Below are 18395 nucleotides of genomic sequence, written 5' to 3' on the forward strand. Positions count from 1 at the left end.
AGCCTGTAAAACCACGTTATTATGCGCATTATACCCCTTTTAACCCTCAGCGCGCTGGCTATTTGCCATCAACCTGTTTGTGCCCGGCAGGACATACAAAAACAAATACAACGGCAGCTTATAATGGCCGATGACAGCAGCGTGATTGAGCTGCCGGCCGGCCGTATTCAGCTATCCTCCACCCTTTCGCTGGAAGGCAAAAAGAACATCGTGATCAAAGGCGCCGGTATGGATAAAACCATCCTTAACTTTAAAGGGCAAAGCGAAGGCGCCGAAGGGCTGCACCTGTCCAATGCGCAGAACATCACCATCCGCGACCTTACAGTACAGGACACCAAGGGCGATGGTATTAAAACCATGAATGTTACCAACATTGCTTTTAAACAGGTGAAGGTAGAATGGACCGGGCCACCGGCTAAAGAAAACGGCTCATATGGCCTGTACCCCGTACAATGCCAGCAGGTATTAATAGACAGCTGCACCGCCATTGGCGCGTCTGATGCAGGCCTGTACGTAGGCCAGTCCAAAAACATTATAGTGCGCCACTGCATTGCCAAAAACAATGTAGCCGGTATAGAAATTGAAAACTCACTGCATGCGGAGGTGTACGATAATGAAGCATTTGAAAACACCGGCGGCATACTGGTGTTTGACCTGCCGGACCTGGTGCAGAAAAAAGGCGGCTATGTAAAAGTGTATAATAACAACATCCATCACAACAACTATCCCAACTTTGCGCCTAAAGGCAATACCGTGGCCAAAGTACCGGCCGGTACCGGGGTAATGGTGCTGGCCACCAGCAACGTGGAAGTGTACGATAACCGCATCCATTACAACAACAGCGCAGGCACCGCCATTATCAGCTACTTTATGACCGAGAACCCGATCAGGGACTCGTTATATATTCCTTACCCGGCTACCGTGTACGTGCATGATAATGACTACATCCGCGACCCGGTGAAGTTCCAGGGCAAAGGGCGTATAGGCCTGCTGTTCCGGTTCAAACTGCGCTTTGGAAAAAAAGTGCCGCATATTTTTTATGATGGCATCCTGAATAAAGCATGGACAGACAGCAGCGGGCAATATAAACCCGAATACCGCATTTGTATCAGTGATAATAAGAATGCCACCTTTGCCAACCTGGATGCGGGTAATAACTTCAAAAATGTATCGCGCAATGCGGCACAATATAATTGCAGTAACCCGGTGCGTACCCAAGTAACGGTGCGTGCCAAAAGCGGAGAGTGATGAAACGTGTGATCCGTTACCTTACCGGTTTTGCCCTTACAGCGGGCTTGCTGGCAGCATTGCTGGCATCGGGCATACAACCGCTGCAGCCCGCTTCCACGGCGCCCAAAGAGCAGCTGTCGGCCTACGGCTTTTTCTCCGGCAACATTGCCAACCAGGTACCGGCAGCGGGCATTATGCCTTACCAGCTGAATACCCCCCTTTTCTCTGATTATGCGGAGAAGCTGCGCTTTATTCAGCTGCCGGCAGATAGTGTGATCACATACGACAGCACGCAGGTAATGCATTTTCCTGTTGGCACCACCATCATTAAAACCTTTTATTACCCGGAAGATTTCCGCCACCCCGAAAAAGGAAGGCGGCTGATGGAAACCCGCCTGCTGCAGCATTTTCCCCAGGGATGGAAAGCGCTGGTGTACATCTGGAACGATGCGCAAACCGATGCTTTCCTGGAAGTGGCCGGCGACCGGAAACCCGTGCAGTTCACAGATCACAGCGGGCACACGGTATCTTTTGACTATGTAATACCTAACCTGAACCAGTGTAAAGGCTGTCATAACACCAATGAAGTAATGACGCCCATTGGCCCTACGGCGCGACAGCTGAACGGCGATTTCAATTATATCGGCGGCCGCGAAAACCAGCTGCAGCACTGGGTAAAAGCAGGCATACTGCACGGACTGGATAATGCATCCCGTGCCCCCAGGGCGCCGGTATGGAACGATCCGCAAACCGGTACCGTAGCCGAAAGAGCACGCATTTGGCTGGAGATTAACTGCGCGCATTGCCATAAGCCGGAGGGCCCTGCCCGTACCTCCGGCTTATTCCTGGATATTTACGAAAACGATCCTACCAAAACCGGCATTAACAAAACCCCGGTAGCCGCGGGCCGCGGCGCGGCCGACCTCCAGTTTGACATTGTGCCCGGCCACCCGGAAAAATCCATACTGGTGTACCGCATGGCTTCTACAGATCCGGGCATTATGATGCCGGAGCTGGGCCGCAAGCTTACACACAAAGAAGGGCTGGAGCTGGTGAAGGAATGGATAAGGGAGATGAAGTAGATGTGCGGATGTGCAGATATGCAGATGTGCAGATGGGGAACGAATAAAGAAATGAAGAGATGTGCAAATGTGTGGATATGCAGATGGAATGCTGCGATGGTTAGCTTCCTAAAAGCTAAATGGCGCTAAGCATAGCGCCATTACTGATATAACTACACAGCTGTACAGATGCAGCGCACAGCCTTCATTCATCTGCACATCTGCATATCTGCACATCCGCACATTGTCAGGAGTTTCTGGTGATCACCTCATAGAACCGTTCCCGGTAGCCATCGCTGATGGGAATAGACTGATTGGCGATCATCACGGTATTCTTTTCTACAGAGTTGATCTTGTTAAGCGATACCAGGTAAGAGCGGTGCACCCGTATAAACTTGTCGGCCGGCAGCCGGGTTTCAAACGACTTGAGGCTGCGCAGCGTTAATACAGGCTGGTAAGGAGTATAAATCTTCGTATAATCTTTCAGCGCTTCAATGAACAAAATATCTTCCAGGTTGATCTTGATGATCTTGTATTCTGTTTTAATGAAAATGTAATCATTTATCTGGCCGCCGCTGTCGCCGTTCTTCTGCTGGCTTACGGTCATAAATTCCTGCGCTTTGGTGGCGGCCCGCAGGAAACGGTCGAACGGGATGGGCTTCAGCAGGTAATCCACTACATCCAGGTCAAAACCATCCAGGGCATATTCCCCGTAAGCCGTAGTGAAAATTACCATGGGAGGGTGTTTCAGGGATTTCAGGAACTCGATGCCGTTAATGTCCGGCATTTTAATGTCCAGGAATACCAGGTCAACCTTTTCGTCCTGCAGGAAGCGCATGGCTTCGGCAGCATTCTCAAAAGTTTGCACCAGGGAGAGGAAAGGCACTTTGCGGGCAAAGTCTGTGATGATCTCCAGTGCCAATGGTTCATCGTCCACTGCTATACACTTAATCATTTTTCAACACTATTTTAAGATCAGCAATAAATTGGTGCTCAGTTTCTGTAATGGTTACTTCGTGTTTGTTGATATATAACAATTCCAGCCGTTTTAATACATTTTGCAGCCCAATGCCGCCCTGCTCCCCTACCCGCCGCGGAAACAAACTATTTTTTACCAGCAACCGCACCACCTGCTGCTCAATGGTGACTATAATACTGATAAAAGAATGGTCGGTATAGCTGATACCATGTTTGAAGGCATTCTCTACAAATGGTATCAGCAGCATGGGCTCTATCCACAATCCATCCGGCGACCCGCGCTCCTGGTAATCCACCTGTATGCCGGACGGCAATCTAAGCCGTTGTATATCAATATAATCCTGTAAATATTGGAGCTCGTCCTGCAGCTGCACCTTATCTTCATTGGACTCATAAATCATGTACCGCATAATGGTAGACAGCTTGATGATTGCGTTCTCCGTTTGCGCGGAATGCTTATGCGCCAGTGAATAGATGGTGTTTAGACAGTTAAAAAGAAAGTGAGGATTAATCTGCGACTTTAAAAATTTTAACTCCGCATGTAATTTCTCCACTTTCAGCGCCTCCCGCTGCTGCTCGCTCTTGAACCATTCCTGGGCAATTTTGATAAACCCGCTCATCAGCAGCATTAATAATGCGGCCAGCACCGACTTTCGCAGCGCTTCGGGAAACAGCAGCCGTTGCCAGAAAGGCGGCGGCCCCAAAGGTATGGCCATACCGGTCGGCCCGATGATAGAGTCCCTGCCGAATCCCGGGGGCGGAGGTCCGGCTATGAACCGCCCGTTCTGCGAATAAATACGCAACCGGGGCGCGGCAGCAACGGCATTATCCCCTCCGGCAAACGCGCGATAACGCATAAACGTACGACCTGGTATTAAAGTTACTTTCCCGGTGCTGTCAACTGCACTGCCCGGCAGGTTCAGCTCTACTTCATGGCTGGCCAGGTAGCGCATAAACAGGTGATCCATTACAGACTGCTGCAACGTAATGAAAATCAGCACTAAAATTACGCAGCCAAAATAATATACAATCTTCTTAAGGGTAAAGAAACGGGGTATGAGCACATAGATATTCAGGTAAAATACCCCTATAAGAAACAGGTTATCAATAATTTCACGTGTAAAAAACCAGGGGTGCAGTATGCGCAGGCGATAAATAAAGAAAGGAAGCAACAGGAAGCAGGTCCATGCAACAATATGTAGCCCGATTATAAATAGCCGGTTCCTGTAAATATTTTTAAAATTAATCATACACCGCCTGAAAAGCGGGGTAAACATACATCGTTATCCGGTTAAGCATCTGTTAAAATTTGCCTATCCGGTTTAAGTATATGTTAAAATTATCCACATTCCACCGCCGGGGCGGCGGTAGAAGGGTGCTGCAAGACCATTGCAACACGCAGTGCACAAAGGGTTATTTATTGTTTATCAATCACTTAACTATTCCCATTTCTTCCAGCTCCTCTTTGCTTACGGTAGGCAGCTGGTGCTTACGCAGCTTATCGGCTACCCGGTTGCCCACGCGCAGGGCGTCTTCCCTGCTCCGGAACACATTTCTGCCCGGCAGGGCCGGTATAATATCCTGGTAAATATATGTCCGGGCGCCAATATTCACGGAATATCCCCACCCATCGCCTGTTTGAAACGGTACAACCGCAATGCTGTCCTGCATTGCGGTTGTAGTATGCTCCCCGGCCGGTGGCCTGCCGTTGCATCCGGTTATAGCGGCTGCCAGCAGCAGGCATCCTCCTGCCAGGAGGATAATATGTTGCCTGGCCTTAGTCATTCTTGTTATAATCCCCAACCGGGTCAAATTCCCAGGTATCGCTCAGCTGTATGCTACCGCTGGAGCCGGTGGTTACAAAACCACGGTTCTTAATATTAAAGCCTACTGCTCCGCTGCGGGCAATCCCTTCAAAAGACTGTTTCAGGTCCCACAGATCGGTCACGGGGTCATATTCCCATACTACGCTGGATATGCTGGGCTTAGCGCCGGTAGCCAGGTAGGCCTTGTTGTTCATAACAAACACAGCGCAGTTAGTGCCGGCTATGGAAGTATAATCATTATCGTAGTCGTCGTCACTAACATTGGTGATCGAACGTTTTAATGTCCATGTTTTGGCTTTAAGGTCAAAACGGGACAGCTCATTAATGGTTGACTGGTTAGAAGTACCGGAAACGATGTATGCAGAGTCACCGATCACGAAAGCGGCGGCATCCTGCCTTTTAGAGTTGGGAACATCATCTGCAGCGGTCCAGCTGTCGGAAGCAGGGTTGTACTCGTACATATCATTCAGCCAGTTCCCATCATAACCGGTAGCAATATAGCCTAACCCGTTGCCGGCAAAAGCTACTGCGCCATACCGGGGCGAACCGGGGAAAGGCGCTTTGGCTGTCCATGTATTCAGGGCCGGGTCGTATTCATAAAAGTCGTTGAATTTGTTAATTCCGCCGTCGGTTCCCGTACCCATATAGCCTTTACCTCCTATTGAAAAAGCCACAGCGCTCTGCCGGCCAGGCGCCGCATCCGGTAAAGATGCCCGCTGCGTCCAGGTATTTTTATCTGCATTATAGGAATAGAAATCCTTTAAGCGGTTGGTTCCGTCATAGCCGGTGCCTACAAAAGCAGTATCATTAATGGTAAAGCTCACAGCTTCAGTACGGGCAGCGCCTTTAAAATCTACCTTATGGATCCAGTTCCCTACTGTTGTGGTATCATCGCTACTTTTGGAGCAGGCCATCCACGTCAAGGACATCAGCAAACAAAAACCTGTTGAATAACGCATTAGCATTTTATAATTTTTATAGCTGCCAAAATTATCCGCCCTTATATTAGCATAAATATAAAATAGACACAACTGCTGTTTCACCGGACAAAAGGCCATTTTTCATCTGCCAGTCGGTATCTTTGACCTATTACCTGGTTTTAAGGAACCCGGGGCTATATAAAGAACATTCCTACGGTTTCATCGACAAAAAACCGCTGTTGGTATATTAAATCAACGGAAAGTAGGGTTCCTGGCTAAAATTGCGCTCCATGAACAATATGATTTGCCGTGTCAGGTGCGCCCATGCCTACTTAAAAATTGGGGTGGCCATGCTATTGCTGGCCACTAGCAGCGCTTGTGAAAAGAACGGATTTACCTACGATCTGACGGGCAGTAACCAGCCGTCCAGCTATATAGTTACAGATACCTTAACTATTGATATGAACACCGTTGCGCTGGACTCTGTTCCTACCAACGGTACCGGCATTATGTTATGCGGTGTGCACCAGGACCCTTACCTTGGCAAAGTAACCGCTTCCTCCTTTTTTCAGCTGCAGCTGCCCTCCAATACCCAAACCAGCGCCCTGCAGAATGATCTTTCCGCCCAGTACGATTCTGTAGAGCTGATCCTGAAACCCAACCGGCAGGTGTATGGCGACACCACGGCCATGCAGGATATAGGTGTATATGAAGTGCTGGAAACCATCCAGAAATCCCAGAACAGCGCGTACCTGTACAATAACAGTAACTTCCAGACGGCCTCTCAGCCCCTGGCCAGTGTGCAACAGGTATATACCCCCAGCATTGACAGCAGCATACATATTAAGCTGCCGGCTGCTTACGGCGCTAACCTGTTCCAGCAGTTCAAGAACAAGGCGAACGAAGTATCCACCCAGGATATTTTCCTGCAGTTTAACCATGGCCTGGCCATTAAGCCCGGCCCGGCCAGCGCCAATATTATGGGTTTCTTTACCGCCGATACCTCTGTTATACTGCGTGTGCATTACCATGTAAACGAATTACTTATCACGGACCACCACCTGGATATACTCCTTTATAACCCGGATGTACAGTTTAACCAGATCACTGCCGACCGTACCGGCACCCCGCTGGCCGGCCTTACCGGCACCACAAAGAGCCTGCCCAGCACTCAAACCGGTAATATGACCTTTGTACAGCCGCTTACCGGCGTACTTACCAGGATAGACCTGCCCAGCCTCAAAACACTTGCTTCCATAGGGAAGTTCTTTAAGGTAATGCGGGCCACCCTTACCCTGCAGCCTATAGCCGGCACTTATGATAATTATTACTCGCTGCCGCCCCTGGTTACCCTGTGCGAAGCGGATAACAAGAACAATGTGGTTGACACGCTTACCGACATCACCGGCTCCCTGCAGTACGGGAACCTGAACATTGATAACCTGTACCACCTTAACACTAGCTATACGTACGACATTACGCATTATGTTATCAATAATATTAACAGCAACGGGTATAACAACTTCGGATTGCTGGTAATGCCCACCCATGGCGCCGCCACCACAAGCTTTAACCGGCTGGTGCTGGGAAATAACAAGCAAAAGGAAAACAAGATCCGAATACAGGTATATTATCTGCTTTATAATTAAAAGTTCACCACATTTGTGATTGCTTTCAATTGATCAAACAAACAGTGTAAATGTTCAAAATAAATAAATATACCGGTATATGTGGGCTGTTGCTGCTGGGCTGTATACAACAGGTAAGTGCGCAAAGCGGCAAAGGCATTAACTCCCTGTATTCTGCATTTGGTGTGGGCGACCTGGAAGACCGCGACTACAGCCGCAACTTTGGCTTAGGCAGCGCCGGTATTGCCCGCCCGTCCCTGTTTTACCTGAATGAGCTGAACCCTGCTTCCTATACCGCCATTCCGGCGCAGAACTTTATGTTTGACGTTGCCCTGCGCGGCACCACTGTTAGCTATAAAGGACAAAGCCTGAACCAAAGCGCGGGCGATGTGAATATTAAAAGACTGGCCATTGGCTTTAAGGTGAATAAGCGCTGGGGCATGAGCGCCGGCCTTACCCCTTACAGCACCGTGGATTACAAGCTGCTGAACGAGCGCTATATAGAGGGAACCAGCCAGCCGGTAGATGCTGTTACAGAAGGCACCGGCGGTATTAACCGGGTATATTGGTCCAACTCAGTAAGGCTTAGCAAGAATTTTTCCGTAGGGGTTTCTTCCGCTTTCCTGTTCGGCCCTATTAACGCCACTGAAACCCTGGGCAGCGATACCGTATCTACGGTAGATAAACGTTACGCCTATAATGTGAACTTTAACACCGGCCTGCAGTACCTGGGCAAAATAAAGGACTGGGAAATTGGCCTGGGCGCTACTTACCGCTTTAAAACCGTTATGCGTTTCCAGCATACCGTAAATGTGGTAAACGCCAACGAAACCGTGCTGTATAAGGATGACCAGGGCACGCAAAAATTTTCCCTGCCTGAACAATATGGCGCGGGCTTTTCTTTGTCAAAGGGCAATATTACCGTGGTGGGCGATTACCGCAAACAGCTGTGGAGCGGCATTAACTCCAGCCAAACCAATTACAAGCTTACAGATGCCGAACGCTATGCGGGCGGTATAGAATATGCTTTTAAACGCCATTATTATAACGGCATTATAGAAGGCATGGTTTTACAGGCCGGTTTCTCCCACAACAAAACCTACCTTACTGTAGGCGGCCAGCAGATAAAGGATGTAGCCGGCAGCATAGGCGTATCGTTACCCAGCCGCAACGGCGCATTACGCTACTACCTGGGAATTGAGGTAGGGCAGCGCGGCACCGAAGCCAACAACCTGATCAAGGAGAATTATGTAAGCGCCGTATTCCACTTCTCTTTCCGCGACATTTGGTTTATTCGCCGCATTTACGATTAATAGCTGCCTTATTAGTTAAAAAAGCAGCAGTAATTGTTAAGTTTCCATTAACGCAATATCCCGCGTTTACTAATTTTAGTTGCCCTGTGCCAACGTTGGCGCAACATCGCTAAACTCGTAAACAGAAGGGGGAAATAGTGCCTGTACACTATGCAGATAGGGAACAGCTATTGACAATGCGGCTACGGTCCGGTGATCACGTTGCTTTTAAGGAAATATACAGTATATACCACCAGCTATTATACGGGGTGGCCTGTAAATACCTGAAGAACGCGGCCATGGCCGAAGATGCCGTGCATGAGGTATTTGTAAAGCTGTGGGTAAGCCGCGGACAGCTGGACCCTGCGCAGGGCGTACGCAATTTCCTGTTCAAATGTTTAAAGTACCATATACTGAATGTAATACGCGATCATAAACGCGCGCTCATTAAACAATTCACCCTTCTGCGCCAGGCGCCGGTAAGCCATGAAGAGCCGGAAGCCGCCGTACTTTTCAACGATTATAAGAAGGCCATGGACCAGGCCATAGAACAGCTTTCTCCCCGCAAAAAGCATATTTTTAAATTAAGAACCGTAGAAGGCCTGAGCAATGAAGAGATAGCCGCCAGGCTGGGCATCTCTATCCATACCGTTAAGTTCCAGTTTTCGCAGGCCAGCCAGCTGCTGCGGCATTACCTTAAACTATTCAGCAGCACCCTGCTGCTGGTGATCGTGCGCCTTTTCCTCTAAAAAAAAATTTTCGGCACGTATAATACTTTGCCTTGCGCCAGGTGTAGTACCTCATAAGGAGGCGAATTATATATGCACGAAATGGACCCTGCACTATTAGAAAAATTCTTTAACAACCGGTGTACCGCTGAAGAACACCGCCAGGTGCTGGAGTGGCTGAATACAGATGAAGGCCGCCGCTACCTGCTGAACGCGGTGCAACGCGATCTTGAAAAAGGCGATGCGCAGCGGGAGCTGGCGCAAACCAGCCGCTCAGAAGCGCTGTTCCAGCGCATATTAACCACTGCACAGCAACAGGAGATACCGCTTCGCCGCCGCCGGCGATGGCAGGGCTATGCCCTGTTAAAAGCAGCAGCTGTTATTACCGGCGCCCTGGCGCTTTCGTTTGCGGCCTGGAAAATGTACCTGCAAAACCGCCTGGTTACCTATAAAACCGCTTACGGCGAAGTGCGCACCCTTACCCTGCCCGACCAGTCGGTTGTTACGCTGAATGGTAACAGCACCCTCCAATACCGCCGGTACTGGAATGCCGCAAAAGACCGGGAGATATGGGTGCAGGGCGAAGCTTTTTTTGACGTAAAGCCCGCAGCCCGCAAACGTTTCCTGGTGCACACCTCCCACCATATTAACGTGGAGGTGCTGGGCACCACCTTTAATGTGCTGGACCGTGAAGGCCGCACCCAGGTGGTGCTGAACAGCGGCAAGGTACGTTTAAGCAGCAACAGCAGGGCCATTCCGGCGCCCATTATTATGCGGCCCGGCGAGCTGGTAGAGGTAAAAGCCAATACGCTTTCTTATCACAAAAAGCATATTAACGCGGCTGCATACGCCTCCTGGAAAAATCACAAGCTGGAATTCAGCAACACTGAGCTGGTACAGGTAGCGCAGGTATTGCGCGAAACATATGGTATTACAGTTATAATTAAAGACTCCACGCTCTTACACCAGCAGCTCTCGGGCACTGTGCCCAGCGAAAATGCCAACATGCTGCTGGACGGCCTTTCCCAATTATTTGATTTAAAGATTACCCGGCAAAATGCCACTGTGAACATTGAAAAGAACCATCAATAAACATTAGATAACATTCAACCAAAGTATTATGAACAGATACTTGATGTCCTTCGTAACAGCCATGGGCGTGGCCTGTTACTGCGGACTCCCTGCCCGCTCGCAGGATATGGCAGCCATTCCACGCCAATCCCAGCCTGTGTCCACTTCCCCAAAAAAGCTGCTAAAGAATGTATTAAGCCAGCTGGAATTAAAGTACGGCGTATCATTCCTGTACAAAAGCCAGCTGGAGAAAAAACAGCTCAGCACCTCCACCATGGAAAACCAGCCAACACTGGAAGCAGCGCTGGAGTCGCTAACCAGCGCCAACGACCTGCAATACCGGAAAATAAGGGACAACTTTTATATTATTTACAGCAAAGACGAAACGCCTCCGGCGCAGCTTGTAAACAACAACATTAACAGCATTCCTGCACAGCAGCCGGGCAGCATACCGTTCCAGTTCAGCTTCAGCGGCATGCAGCAGATAATTGTAAAAGGCCGGGTTACCGATGAAAAGAACCAGCCGGTGCCGGGTGTAACGGTATTATTAAAAGGTACCACCACCGGCACCACTACCGATGCTACCGGCGCTTATACCTTACCGGTACCCGATGGTAACGGTACCCTGGAGTTTTCTTACCTGGGTTACCTGAAACAGGAAATATCCATTGGCAACCGTACCAGCATTAACGTACAGCTGCAGCCCGATGTTAAATCCATGTCGGAAGTAGTGGTAGTAGGTTATGGCACACAAAAGAAAGTAGACCTGACCGGCGCTGTTACCGCTGTTTCCGGCACCGATGTGAACTGGAAACCGGTAGGCCAGGTATCTACCGCGTTACAGGGCGTGGCCTCCGGCGTAACCGTAAAACAATCAACCGGCCAGCCGGGCAGCGACGAAAGCACCATCCGCATCCGCGGCAGGGGCACCCTGAACAATAATGATCCGTTGGTGCTGGTAGATGGCGTACAATATAACATTAATGATATAGACGTTAACGACATTGCCTCTATGTCTATCCTCAAAGATGCCGCTGCCGCATCTATTTATGGCGTACGTGCAGCCAACGGCGTTATATTGATCACTACCAAAAGAGGCAGCACCGGCAAGCCCCGGGTTACCTACTCCAACTATTTTGGATGGCAAAACCCGGCCCGCCTGGCCAAATACGTAGGCGCGCAGGAGTTCATGAAGCTGGTGAACCTGATGCGTATCAACTCCGGCGCCGGCGCGCAGTATTCCGATGCGCAGATAGCGGCGTATAATGATCCCAACCGCGACAAAAACCTGTACCCGGATAACTACTGGATGAACGACATCCTAACCGGCAGCGGTTTCCAGCAGTCGCACAGCATAGGTGTTGGCGGCGGTACGGATAATGTGAAGTACCAGTTCTCCGCCAACTATTTTGACCAGAAGGGTTTGATTAAGAATATGGATTACAACCGTATTACCGTACGTTTAAATACAGACATCAAGATCAATGAAAAGCTGAACTTCAGCGCCGACATCTCCACCCGCCTGGGCGACCAGCAGGAGCCACAGGGGCAGGAAGGATCTGCATGGTACCAGTTTGGCCAGGCTGCCATTATAAACCCTTTAACGGTTAACAAGTATACCGATGGCACCTGGGGCATTGTAAGAGGCGGCCAAAACCCCATTCGCCTGCAGGAAGAAGGCGGTTTATACGTGTATAAGAACAACCTGTTCACCGGCAATTTCAAAGGCAACTACGAGATTGTAAAAGGCCTTACCCTTACCGGTATGGCAGCTGTAAATTATCGCTCCGTTTACAACAGCATGCATAACAGGGCGCTGGATTACTTTACCGATTACCCGGACAATACCAAAACCCTTACCATAGGACAAAACAACATTACCAAGGAATACCAGGGCTACTGGTTCCGCAACTTCCAGGGACTGCTGCAGTATGAGAAAAGCCTGGGCCAGCACGCCTTTAAGATCATGGGCGGCGTGTCGCGCCTTACAGAAACCAATGATGACCTGAGCGGCTACCGCACTAACCTGCCCAACGGCGATATTGAGCAGATCAATGCCGGCGCAGCCGACGGCCAGCAGGCAAAAGGCACGGCGGATGCTTACAGCCTGCTCTCTTTCTTTGGCCGGTTGAACTATAATTTCAAGGATAAATACCTGTTTGAAGCCAACATCAGAAGGGATGGCTCCTCCCGCTTTGCCGACGGGCAGCGCTGGGGATGGTTCCCCTCCTTCTCCGCCGGCTGGCGTATATCCGGTGAGGAGTTTATGCAGGATGTTACCTTCATCAATAACCTGAAGCTGCGCGGCAGCTGGGGCGAGCTGGGTAACGATGTGTTCCAGGGCAACAACATCAACATTAAAATGAACTATCCTTACCAGTCGACCTACCAGTACAACAGCTATCCCTTTGGCGGTTCGCTGAACCCCACTGCAGGTATAACCGTATATCCCAACTCGGGCTTAACCTGGGAAACCACCCGTATGACGGATGTGGGCCTGGACCTGACCGTGCTGAAAAACCTGGATGTTACGTTTGATTACTATAAGAAAAGCACCTACGACATCCTCCTGGACCTGCGTATACCCAACACCGTTGGCCTGGACGCATCTGTGCAGAATGCCGGCAAGGTGCAGAACACCGGCTGGGAATTATCCCTGAACTATCATAACAAAATAGGAGATGATTTCAGCTATAACATTGGCGCCAACCTGTCTGACGTAAGGAACAAGATCGTGGACCTGAAAGGCTCCGACCTGGTATCAAAAGACAACAACAACATTTACACCGGCAATGTAACCGGCGTGCCCATTGGCGCATTTTACGGCTACCAGGTGGAAGGTATTTTCCAAACGCAGGAACAGGTAGATAAGCATGCCACTCCGCCTATATCCGGCACCGGACCCGGCGACCTGATGTACAAAGATGTGACCGGCGACGGCACTGTGAAAGAAGGCGATGCCACTGTTGGCGGCGATATGGTGTACCTGGGCAGCGATATTCCCCGCTATACCTACGGCGTGAACCTGGGCGGCGCTTACAAGGGATTTGATTTGTCGGCCTTTTTCCAGGGCGTTGGCAAAGTAGCTATACAAACACTGGTAATGGAAAGAGCGCCTACCAACAGCGATAATAATTTTAAAGCCGTACATGCCAACAGCTGGACACCGGAGAACACAAATGCTCCTTTCCCCAGGCTGGTAACCAGCACACAAAACTACCAGTCATCCTCTTACTGGGTAAGAAGCGGCGCTTACCTGCGCTTAAAAAGCCTGCAGCTGGGCTACACCCTGCCCAAAGCATGGATGCAGCAGGTGGGCCTCAGCAGGGCCCGCGTATATGTGAGCGGCCAAAACCTGCTCACCTTTACCAGCCTGCCCAGCGATATAGATCCGGAAGCACCGAACGACAGCCGTTATTATCCACAGGTACGGACTTTCACCTTCGGTTTAAACGTAGCATTCTAAATACAAGCAACCATGAAAAAATTAAGCATATTTCTTATAGCAGCAGTTGCCTGTATGTACTTTACAGCCTGCAAAAAAAGTTTCTTAGACGAGCAGCCGCAGGACCAGGTGAGCACTGCGGATTACTGGAAAACACAGGCCGATGCCGTAAATGCGGTGAACAACTGCTACCGGCGCCTGGGCGATGTAGATAACCGCTTATTTATTTCCTGCGCTACAGACGACAGCTACTCCTGGAGCGACTGGCCCAGCGATGTGCGCCTGGTAGGCAATGGCAGCGCCAGCGCAGGCACCGGCATGTTTGCCAACTTCTGGAGCAATTTTTACCGCATGATTGCCTCCTGTAACGATGTAATAGGCAATATTGACCGTGTGCCCAATATGGACGACAGCCTGCGTAACCGCCTGAAAGGTGAGGCCCGCTTTATCAGGGCTTATGCCTACCAGCAGCTCATTGGCCTGTACGGCGATGTGCCTTTGATCACACACATACAGGCTATAGATGAATTTGATGTAACCCGCACACCGCGGGCACAGGTAGCGGATTTTATTGTAAAGGAGCTGGACACGGTGAGCAACATGCTGCCGGTAAGCTACGACGCCTCCAATTACGGCCGGGCTACCCGTGGCGCGGCACTGGCGCTGAAAGCCCGCACCTACCTGTATGAAGGTAACTGGACGGAAGCCGCCAATGCCGCCAAAGCAGTGATGGACCTGAACAATTACATTATTGACCCCGATTACCAGCGCCTTTTTAACGGCACCAACAAAACCAGCAAGGAGATCATATTTGCCGCGCAGTATTTAAAGAATACGCTGCCAAACGCCACTGCCACGTGGATAGGCGGTCCTTCGCTGGGCGGCTGGTCGCAGGTAGTGCCCACACAAAAGCTGGTAGATGCGTATGAAGATATTGAAGGCAATCCCATAGATCAATCCACCATCTACGATCCTGCACACCCCTTTGCCAACCGCGACCCACGGTTACGTTTAAACGTAATTACGCCCGGCGATACGGTGAACGGGCTGGTGATTGATGTAACTGCAAAAGGCTCCATTGATGCGCTGAGCAAAAACAACGCTTCCTTTACCGGCTACTACTACAAAAAATATGTACCGGCAGATATTGACGGCAGCTGGGACCGCAACTCCTATAACGACATTGTGCTGATACGCTTTGCCGAAGTGCTGCTGACCTATGCAGAGGCAAAAATCGAGAACAACCAGGTTGATGCTACTGTATATGACGCTATTAACCGCGTACGGCAGCGCCCCGGCGTAATGATGCCGGCCGTTACACCTGCCAAAGCAGCCACCCAGGCGGCATTACGCGCTATTGTAAGAAGAGAAAGACATGTAGAGTTCCCGGTTGAGGATAACCGCCTGTTCGACATCCGCCGGTGGAAGATTGCTGAAAGCGTGATGCCCGGCCCGGTGTATGGCATCCTGAACAATTTTGACAACAGCCGGGAAGATTATGGCAAGCATGTGCTGGTAGAAACCCGCTCCTTTAACGCAGGGCGTGACTACCTGTGGGCTATTCCGCAAAGTGAAAGATCCATTAATACAAACCTGGGACAGAACGGTGGCTGGTAATGTTTTCTATTGACAGTGAACAATAATCATGCAGCTAACAGCTTTGCGCAGGCAAAAGCAGCCAACAACAAAAAGGAGGATGGAGCATATGCTTCATCCTTCTTCATTTAACAGGGCCCTGAACCAGTAGCCGGAGTCTTTAATGGTACGGCGCTGCGTTTCAAAATCAACATGCACCAGGCCAAAGCGGGCGCGGTAGCCCTCTGCCCACTCAAAATTATCGGTGAGCGTCCAGGCAAAATAACCTTCTACCGGCACTCCTTCCCTTTTTGCCTGCAGCACGGCGCCCAGGTAATCCTGGAAATACTGTATGCGGGCAGTATCTTTTATACGGCCATTTTCCGGCACATCATTAAAAGCGGCGCCGCCTTCGGTAACAATAATGCGCTTTACGTTACGGTAGGCCGCAAACTGTTTAAGCACGGCATACATGCCGCCCGGGCTGATCTCCCAGCCCAGGCCTGTAACCGGTACCCTGCGGTAGCGCGGCTTTACTTCTGAAATGCCTATCACGGGCATAAAGGCATTGTAGCGTACCACCAGGGGAAAATAGTGCTGCAGGCCAATAAAGTCAAAGTCAAACGCCAGCTTATCCCAGTCGCGCCACAAGGCATAGCGGCGCTCTATACGTTTTAGCAGGGGCATATCGTGCACCGGGTAACCCATGCCCAGCGCGGGTTCCAGGAACAGGCGGTTAAACAGGGCATCGGCCTTGCGGGCGGCCTGCAGGTCGCGCTCATTTTGGGTATAGGGAATAATATGCGAGCAGGAATACGTGGTGCCTATAACCGCATCCTTCACTTCTTCCCGTATTACACGCCCGCCGGTAGCCTGCGCCAGCGCTACATGGTGCACGGCCGGTAAAAAGTACGACAGGCCAAATTTGCCCGGCGCATGCACGCCCAGCATATAACCTAAAGAGGTAAAGCCAAAGGGCTCGTTCAGTACAATCCAGTGCTTTACTTTATCGCCATATTCACGCATGCATATACGCACATACTCCTCAAATGCAAACACCACGCCGCGGTGGCACCAGCCGCCCCTGCTTTCCAGCGCCTGGGGCAGATCCCAGTGGTACAGCGTAACGTAGGGCACCAGCCCTGTTTCCAGGCAGGCATCTATCAGGCGGTGGTAAAAGGCTATGCCGGCGGGGTTTACCTCACCGGTGCCGTTAGGCAGTATGCGGGGCCAGGAAATAGAGAAGCGGAAAACCGAAAAGCCCATCATCTTCGCCAGCTGCAGGTCCTGCTCGTAACGGTGGTAAAAATCGCAGGCAACGCAGGCATTGCTGCCATCCTTTATTTTACCCCTGCGCAGGGTAAAAACATCCCATATAGATTTGCCCCTGCCGTCTTTATCATGCGCGCCTTCGTTCTGAAAAGCGGCAATGGTAACGCCCCATAAAAAATCATCCCCAAAGTCATGACGGCTAAATGGTGCAGTAAATGGTTGCATACAACCGCAGTTTACAATTCTTTATTTAAAAAAATCATTATTTAATTGTTAATAATAGCTTTTTAATTTTAGGGTATGGATGCACGTAAATTGATATACCTGCTGATAGGTGCGGGCTGCATGGCAGCCTGCGGCAACGGTACGCACACACCGGCTGTAACAGCTGTAACAAAACACCGTACCGCTGCTGCTGCTCCGGTCATAGACAGCCTGAACCCGATGGTGCTTATTCCTGGCGGCAGCTTTGCCATGGGTACGGATGAAATGCCGGCCCAGGCCGATGAACAGCCCGTGCATACGGTGCAGGTTGACAGCTTTATGATGGACGAGCATGAGGTGACCAATGCGGAGTTTGCGGCTTTTGTGGCAGCCACCGGTTATGTGACCGTTGCTGAAAAACCCATCAGCAAAGAGGAGCTGCTGAAGGAAATGCCCCCCGGCTCACCGGACCCCGACAGCAGCCTGCTGCAGGCCGGCTCCCTGGTATTTTCTCCACCGGACCACCAGGTACCGCTGGATGATGTATCGCAATGGTGGGCTTTTGTACCGGGCGCCAGCTGGCAGCACCCCGAAGGGCCGGACAGCAATATTAAAGGTAAGGAGCACTACCCTGTAGTGCATATAGCCTGGGTTGATGCGCAGGCCTATGCCAGGTGGGCCGGTAAACGCCTGCCTACAGAAGCGGAATGGGAGTATGCCGCCCGCGGCGGGCTGGCGGGCCAGCCCTATCCCTGGGGCAACGAGCCATTAACAGCCGGCAAGCCTAAAGCCAATACCTGGAACGGGCATTTCCCCTACCAGAATACAAAAGCCGACGGGTTTTATAGCACCGCGCCGGTAAAATCGTTCACACCTAACCGTTATGGGTTGTATGATATGTCGGGCAATGTATGGGAGTGGTGCGCCGACTGGTATGATGCCAACTATTACAGCGCAACTCCGGCAGGGGCGCATAACCCGCAGGGCCCCGGCAGGGGCTTTGACCCGGCAGACCCCTATGCGCCCAAGCGGGTAATAAGGGGCGGCTCTTTTATGTGCAGCGATGAGTATTGCAGCGGCTACCGGGTAACGGCCAGGATGAAAACCACGCCCACTTCCGGGCTGGCTAACCTGGGTTTCCGCTGTGTAAAGGACCTGTAAACAT

General features: G+C 50.7%; 14 protein-coding genes. 9 read left to right on the forward strand and 5 right to left on the reverse strand.

The annotated features are described in order from the left end of the window. Positions 1 to 21 precede the first annotated feature (21 nt). A complete protein-coding gene (locus VFS25_RS23945; RefSeq protein ID WP_326464712.1) occupies positions 22 to 1248 on the forward strand; it encodes a parallel beta-helix domain-containing protein in 1227 nt (408 codons plus the stop codon). Next, on the forward strand, positions 1248 to 2312 hold the full coding sequence (locus VFS25_RS23950) for an SO2930 family diheme c-type cytochrome (RefSeq protein ID WP_326464713.1): 1065 nt from the start codon (positions 1248 to 1250) through the stop codon (positions 2310 to 2312). The genes VFS25_RS23945 and VFS25_RS23950 overlap by 1 nt, the downstream gene beginning before the upstream one ends. A gap of 226 nt (positions 2313 to 2538) precedes the next feature. Here VFS25_RS23950 and VFS25_RS23955 read toward each other — a convergent pair whose 3' ends face one another. The 4 genes from VFS25_RS23955 to VFS25_RS23970 all read right to left on the reverse strand — a co-directional run bounded on the left by VFS25_RS23955 (position 2539) and on the right by VFS25_RS23970 (position 6024). Beyond that, on the reverse strand, positions 2539 to 3246 hold the full coding sequence (locus VFS25_RS23955; RefSeq protein ID WP_326464714.1) for a LytTR family DNA-binding domain-containing protein: 708 nt from the start codon (positions 3244 to 3246) through the stop codon (positions 2539 to 2541). Then, positions 3239 to 4519, reverse strand: a complete 1281-nt coding sequence (locus tag VFS25_RS23960; protein ID WP_326464715.1) for a sensor histidine kinase — start codon at positions 4517 to 4519, stop codon at positions 3239 to 3241. Before VFS25_RS23960 ends, VFS25_RS23955 begins: the two co-directional genes overlap by 8 nt. Before the next feature lie 181 nt (positions 4520 to 4700). Further along, the gene (locus tag VFS25_RS23965) at positions 4701 to 5054 is read right to left on the reverse strand and encodes a DUF4907 domain-containing protein (RefSeq protein WP_326464716.1); all 354 of its coding nucleotides are present in this window, start codon (positions 5052 to 5054) and stop codon (positions 4701 to 4703) included. Then, complete coding sequence (locus VFS25_RS23970; protein WP_326464717.1) at positions 5047 to 6024, reverse strand: Kelch repeat-containing protein; 978 nt, start codon at positions 6022 to 6024, stop codon at positions 5047 to 5049. Before VFS25_RS23970 ends, VFS25_RS23965 begins: the two co-directional genes overlap by 8 nt. 281 nt (positions 6025 to 6305) lie before the next feature. On the opposite strand from VFS25_RS23970, the gene VFS25_RS23975 reads away from it, so the two are divergent. The 6 genes from VFS25_RS23975 to VFS25_RS24000 all read left to right on the forward strand — a co-directional run bounded on the left by VFS25_RS23975 (position 6306) and on the right by VFS25_RS24000 (position 15796). Continuing rightward, positions 6306 to 7664 (forward strand): DUF4270 family protein, encoded by a 1359-nt coding sequence (locus VFS25_RS23975; protein WP_326464718.1) that lies wholly within the window; start codon positions 6306 to 6308, stop codon positions 7662 to 7664. Positions 7665 to 7714: 50 nt separating this feature from the next. Beyond that, positions 7715 to 8956, forward strand: a complete 1242-nt coding sequence (locus tag VFS25_RS23980; RefSeq protein WP_326464719.1) for a hypothetical protein — start codon at positions 7715 to 7717, stop codon at positions 8954 to 8956. Positions 8957 to 9132: 176 nt separating this feature from the next. Then, positions 9133 to 9684 carry an RNA polymerase sigma-70 factor gene (locus VFS25_RS23985; protein ID WP_326464720.1) on the forward strand — a complete coding sequence of 184 codons (552 nt, stop codon included), beginning with the start codon at positions 9133 to 9135 and terminating at the stop codon, positions 9682 to 9684. 81 nt (positions 9685 to 9765) lie between these two features. Continuing rightward, a complete protein-coding gene (locus tag VFS25_RS23990; protein WP_326464721.1) occupies positions 9766 to 10755 on the forward strand; it encodes a FecR family protein in 990 nt (329 codons plus the stop codon). A 28-nt stretch (positions 10756 to 10783) separates the two neighbouring features. Then, on the forward strand, positions 10784 to 14200 hold the full coding sequence (locus tag VFS25_RS23995) for a SusC/RagA family TonB-linked outer membrane protein (protein WP_326464722.1): 3417 nt from the start codon (positions 10784 to 10786) through the stop codon (positions 14198 to 14200). Positions 14201 to 14212: 12 nt separating this feature from the next. Further along, positions 14213 to 15796: a RagB/SusD family nutrient uptake outer membrane protein gene (locus VFS25_RS24000; RefSeq protein ID WP_326464723.1), complete on the forward strand. Its 1584-nt coding sequence runs from the start codon at positions 14213 to 14215 to the stop codon at positions 15794 to 15796. 93 nt (positions 15797 to 15889) lie between these two features. Here the strand turns inward: VFS25_RS24000 and VFS25_RS24005 are convergent, their stop codons facing one another. After that, the gene (locus VFS25_RS24005; protein WP_326464724.1) at positions 15890 to 17251 is read right to left on the reverse strand and encodes a GH1 family beta-glucosidase; all 1362 of its coding nucleotides are present in this window, start codon (positions 17249 to 17251) and stop codon (positions 15890 to 15892) included. A gap of 75 nt (positions 17252 to 17326) precedes the next feature. Here VFS25_RS24005 and VFS25_RS24010 point away from each other — a divergent pair, with 75 nt between their 5' ends. After that, on the forward strand, positions 17327 to 18391 hold the full coding sequence (locus VFS25_RS24010) for a formylglycine-generating enzyme family protein (protein ID WP_326464725.1): 1065 nt from the start codon (positions 17327 to 17329) through the stop codon (positions 18389 to 18391). The last annotated feature ends 4 nt before the right edge of the window (positions 18392 to 18395 follow it).

This window comes from Chitinophaga sp., assembly GCF_035761305.1.
GTDB lineage: Bacteria > Bacteroidota > Bacteroidia > Chitinophagales > Chitinophagaceae > Chitinophaga.